We start from the raw sequence: 4,382 nt of genomic DNA, 5'->3' as shown, positions 1-4,382 counted from the left end.
CTATTTAAAGCAATTCTTTCAATTAAAAAATGTCCGTCACAGAACAGGTAGAAAAGCAAAGTTACATTTCAACCTGGTGACGTTTGTTTATAATGTCTGCAAATTAGCCATCGATCGCATTAATGCACAATTACAAGAGCAACAGGAAGCTGCATAATTTTTTTAAAACGTAAGTTTTACACAGGAGAAGACTAAGCTCTAAAAAAAGATGATTTATGAAATTGATTCAGCTAGCTATTTTAATCCGTTTCATCGGTAAAAGTTAGTGTAACTGCCTGAACTAAATCCATTCCTTCAAATTTTGACGGAGAAAAGAAATCTTCCAACTCATAGGTTCTCATACTATTACCGCCATCATAAACCATCAACGCAACAGGTATTTCTTTATTTAGTTCAATCTTTTGAAAATCTGTCAAAAAGCCTTTTGCAGAAGCCATCGTTTCAAAATCGACATCCAGTGCTCCAGTTTTGAAGGAAGACCTGCCATTTGTGTTAATGTTAAAATCAATCGCATAGTTATCTTTAAGCAGCATTGCAAACGTACCTTCTAATCTTTCGTCTGCATCGGCATCTTGTCCTAATGATATTCCCAAGCCACCTGCATCCTTCCAAGTGCCGTCATCATTCAAAATATAAGCATTAATATTAAGTCCTCTTGCAGTTTTAGGCGCTTTAAAAGATATGATATTTGTATCCATTTTAATTCCTAACGAATCCAAAAGATATGTATCACTTTCTGAGAACTTATACGGTGCAACGCCTTCCTTACTGAGTGATTTCGGTTCACCTACGTTGTTTGTACAAGCAGAAAGTACGATTGTTAAAATCATCATTATAAATAATGCAAAAAGCTTTTTCATTCTAATCACCTCTCTCTAAAAAATTCTCTTCCTATAATTCCATTTACAATTTAATACAATTAGTTTACATTTAAATCACAATTATATCACTGTATTGGAAAAATGAGGTGGGATTTAAGATAAACGGAGGAATAGCTATGAACATTAAACCAACAGCAGATGTATTAACCACTTGGATTGAAAGTTATGTACCTAAGAAGGATTTCTTTTTTTTATCTTTAGACGGAATGGAAAAAGGGGTGGATTTTTCAGATGCACTCATTATGCCAATTAATGAGTTTTACAATCACAATACATATAGTCAAATCTCTTACATAAACAGCTATGAATATTGGAATATAAAAAATGCACATTATGTTGTAATTGCAGAAAATGAATGGATCGAACAGCTATCAGAGGCAGACCGCGCATTCATTCTAAACGAATAAATACAATGTGAACGAGGATTAGTATTGCCCGCTTCCTTTATCCAAGACATTTCGCAAATCCCGCCAAACTATGTGCAAAATAATCAGGTAGTTTTACAGCGTAGTATGTGGGATAAGTTGAGTCATTCTTGTAAAGAACAACTACTTACATCGATGGTTTATGAATGGTGGGATAAAGGGGATTGTGAGGATATCCCCAACTTCTTACCGAATTTTTTTAAACCATTTGCAAATACATTCGGTGTTCATCAAGGTGCAAATTGTTTAGCGGCCGTGTTATTTGCAATTTCTGAAGGAAAACAACAATGGTTTATTCATGAATGGGTCCATCAACATACATTTATCGAAAAGTTAAATTACTATCGGTATGAAAAAGTTTGCACTGAAAATTTACAGGAAGGCGATGTGATTGTATGGATTGATGAAACGGATATCATTCAACATGCAGCCTACCATATCGGACAAAATCTATTTTTTAATAAGCATGGTCAAACAATTTTTGACCCGTGGAAATTATTAAAAAAAGAGCACTTGTATAATAAATGGGCAACTTTTAAACCAGTTGTTTATAGACGTCATTAGTTATAAGTATCTCAAAACACCACACAATCTACTATTATAAAAAATGGGGAAGAAATTATTTTATTCACTCCAGAATGGTTAAAAATAATTCCCATCCCCATTCATTTCTAATCTGAAATTGTAACTACTTTATTTACAATCTTCTTAGAAAATGAAATAGTTCTTAGTTGCTTATATATAATTATTCCGATTTCTCGGGTTGCTGTTGGTAATCCTTCTCAGATACTAAAGGAATGGCTCTTAAGAATAGAGCAACAACGACTGCAAATAACATGATGATTGCACCCACAAGGAATGTTGTCGTTAGGGCATCACTGAAAGCATCCTTCATATTGAGGATCATTTTTTCAACGAATGGCAGAACTTCGGCAGGTAATTGATTTTGGATTTGTTCTAATCTCGGTTGGTCCAATAATACCTTTGGATCCATTAACTCTCCAAATTGCTTTTCTAAATCAGGAGGGAAGTTTGATTGCTCAACTGAAGCACTACCAGCAAACACATCTATCGTCCTTGTTGTCATACGGGAGCTCATAACTGCACCAAGTATGCCAATTCCGATTGTATTCCCTAAGGAACGGAATAATTGCGAAGATGCGGATGCCACACCTAATTCTCTTAATGGAACAGCATTCTGTACAGTTAGTGAAAAAACAGGCATGCTAACGCCAAGTCCCATTCCAATGATGCATAAATAAATAATTAATAGGTAAACGGGTGTATACAGTGTAATAAATTGAAGCAGAAATATCCCAATTGTAGTAGTCAACAACCCAGATATACCCAACGCTTTATATTTTCCTGTCTTTGACATATACTGACCTGCAAATGTGGTTGCAAATACCATTACAATAGACATAGGCATCATAATATATCCCGAACCACTTGGTGAAATGCCCTTTACACCTTGGATAAAAAGTGGTGCATAAATCATCACACCCATCATTCCTGCGCCAAGTAGAAATCCCACCACATTCGATATCGTGACAATATCATTTTTAAACAAAGAAAGTGGAAGCACTGGTGACTTCACCTTTGATTCCGTGAATATGAACGCAGAAAGCCCGAGTATTGTTAATCCAAATAAGGTGAGAATTTCCCATGACGTCCAATTGTATTTTCCTGGACCTTCACCTGCAAGACTAAAGGCTAGCAGTAAGGCAATTATTGTCACAGTTAAAAATATGGAACCAATGTAATCAATGGTTTCACCCTCTCTACGCGGAACTTTTGGGAATAAGACCATGATCATAATGAAGGCGACAATTCCAAGCGGTAGGAACACCCAAAATACCCAATGCCATTCAAGATGATCAACAATGTATCCACCCATCAGAGGTCCAAGCACACTGGAAATGCCGAATATACCACTCATGAATCCTGTCCAGCGAGCACGTTCTCTTGGAAGGTACAAATCACCAATTGATGTAAAGGCTGTTGACATGATGATACCCGCACCAAACCCTGTAATACCACGAAAAGTAATTAATTGATAAATGTCAGTAGATAGACCTGATAAAAATGCACCAAACGTAAATAATCCGATTCCAACTAATATAAACGGCTTTCGTCCATAAATGTCTGAAAGCTTTCCAACAAGAATAGTAGCCACAGCCATTGTTAGCAAATAAATCGTAATGACCCATGTATAGTAATCCATGCCACCTAGCTTCGAAATAATACGCGGCATTGCAACACCTATAATAGTTTGGTTAATAGCCGAGAAAAACATGGCTACCATTATAGCAATCATAATCGCAATCTTTTTCTTCTCCTTTAAATGAATCATTTATCATTTCCCTTCCGTAAGTCGTCTATATTTTTTACAGCTCGCTCGAATGTTCCGATTAAAAAATCTACATCTGTTTCGGATAAATGGCTAAACACTAATTTCATGGCTTTACGCCCTTCATTTTGAACTTCAGCTAAGGCTTCCCTTCCTTTAATAGTCATTTCCAAGAAGACAACCCTTCGATCTTTTTCATCACGAATACGGGCAATATATCCATTATCAATTAATTTCTCTGAAGCAATTGTCACTGCTCCTGGAGTAAGATGCAGCGAATCTGCCAACTCGGACATCTTCTTGGGACCACTTCGTTCTAGCAAAAATAAAAGATGTGATTGAGACCCTGGAAAACGCTGTTCAAAAATCCCCTTCCATATATAGCTCATATTTTTAGATAATTTCCAGTACAATTTTTCAAATTGCGAAAAGGTTTTTTCACTAGGCAATGACATTTGACTCCCTCCTTCAAAATTATTTTAACAACTAAATAGTTTAGTCATTAAAGTATTTATACGTATAGCATTCAAATGTTATGCATGTTTTACTTATGAACATGAAGCCTTACACATATCCCTAAGCATTTTTGTATTATTTTGCTTGAAAAAGAAAAACACTTAAACAGATTGTCTGGGACTGACCCCCGTATATAAGACAGAGGTCAAAAAAGCATTTATCCAACCAGTTGTCGGTATTGAACCGGCGACTGGTTGTTTAATTTCGCTT

Annotated in this window: 5 protein-coding genes and 1 pseudogene; 3 read left to right on the top strand and 3 right to left on the bottom strand. The window is 35.9% G+C overall.

Going from position 1 to position 4,382, the window contains the following annotated elements:
- Positions 1–157: pseudogene (locus ACQKIH_RS22275) on the top strand (IS5/IS1182 family transposase); the annotation flags it as partial.
- Between the two features lie 82 nt (positions 158–239).
- Here the strand turns inward: ACQKIH_RS22275 and ACQKIH_RS22270 are convergent.
- Entirely contained in the window at positions 240–860 is a 621-nt protein-coding gene (locus ACQKIH_RS22270) for a hypothetical protein (RefSeq protein WP_427769014.1), read from the bottom strand.
- Between the two features lie 137 nt (positions 861–997).
- Here ACQKIH_RS22270 and ACQKIH_RS22265 point away from each other — a divergent pair, with 137 nt between their 5' ends.
- Both ACQKIH_RS22265 and ACQKIH_RS22260 read left to right on the top strand, forming a co-directional pair.
- Positions 998–1,288, top strand: a complete 291-nt coding sequence (locus ACQKIH_RS22265; RefSeq protein ID WP_427769012.1) for a hypothetical protein — start codon at positions 998–1,000, stop codon at positions 1,286–1,288.
- Positions 1,289–1,312: 24 nt separating this feature from the next.
- Positions 1,313–1,870 (top strand): hypothetical protein, encoded by a 558-nt coding sequence (locus ACQKIH_RS22260; RefSeq protein WP_427769010.1) that lies wholly within the window; start codon positions 1,313–1,315, stop codon positions 1,868–1,870.
- Between the two features lie 181 nt (positions 1,871–2,051).
- Here ACQKIH_RS22260 and ACQKIH_RS22255 read toward each other — a convergent pair whose 3' ends face one another.
- Both ACQKIH_RS22255 and ACQKIH_RS22250 read right to left on the bottom strand, forming a co-directional pair.
- Positions 2,052–3,659, bottom strand: a complete 1,608-nt coding sequence (locus ACQKIH_RS22255; RefSeq protein WP_427769007.1) for an MDR family MFS transporter — start codon at positions 3,657–3,659, stop codon at positions 2,052–2,054.
- Positions 3,656–4,111, bottom strand: coding sequence for a MarR family winged helix-turn-helix transcriptional regulator (locus tag ACQKIH_RS22250; RefSeq protein ID WP_057982087.1), 456 nt, complete (start codon positions 4,109–4,111; stop codon positions 3,656–3,658). Before ACQKIH_RS22250 ends, ACQKIH_RS22255 begins: the two co-directional genes overlap by 4 nt.
- Between the last annotated feature and the right edge of the window lie 271 nt (positions 4,112–4,382).

Origin of the sequence: Solibacillus cecembensis (assembly GCF_050272495.1) — a bacterium.
In the GTDB taxonomy this organism is placed as follows: domain Bacteria; phylum Bacillota; class Bacilli; order Bacillales_A; family Planococcaceae; genus Solibacillus; species Solibacillus cecembensis.
Note: the sequence above shows the minus strand (reverse complement) of the source record. Positions and strands in the feature narration are given on the sequence as shown.

Bases quoted from the DNA above. Each gene is read 5' to 3' on its own strand.
- ACQKIH_RS22270 (WP_427769014.1), bottom strand. From the start codon at position 860: ATGAAAAAGCTTTTTGCATTATTTATAATGATGATTTTAACAATCGTA.
- ACQKIH_RS22265 (WP_427769012.1), top strand. From the start codon at position 998: ATGAACATTAAACCAACAGCAGATGTATTAACCACTTGGATTGAAAGT.
- ACQKIH_RS22255 (WP_427769007.1), bottom strand. From the start codon at position 3,659: ATGATTCATTTAAAGGAGAAGAAAAAGATTGCGATTATGATTGCTATA.
- ACQKIH_RS22250 (WP_057982087.1), bottom strand. From the start codon at position 4,111: ATGTCATTGCCTAGTGAAAAAACCTTTTCGCAATTTGAAAAATTGTAC.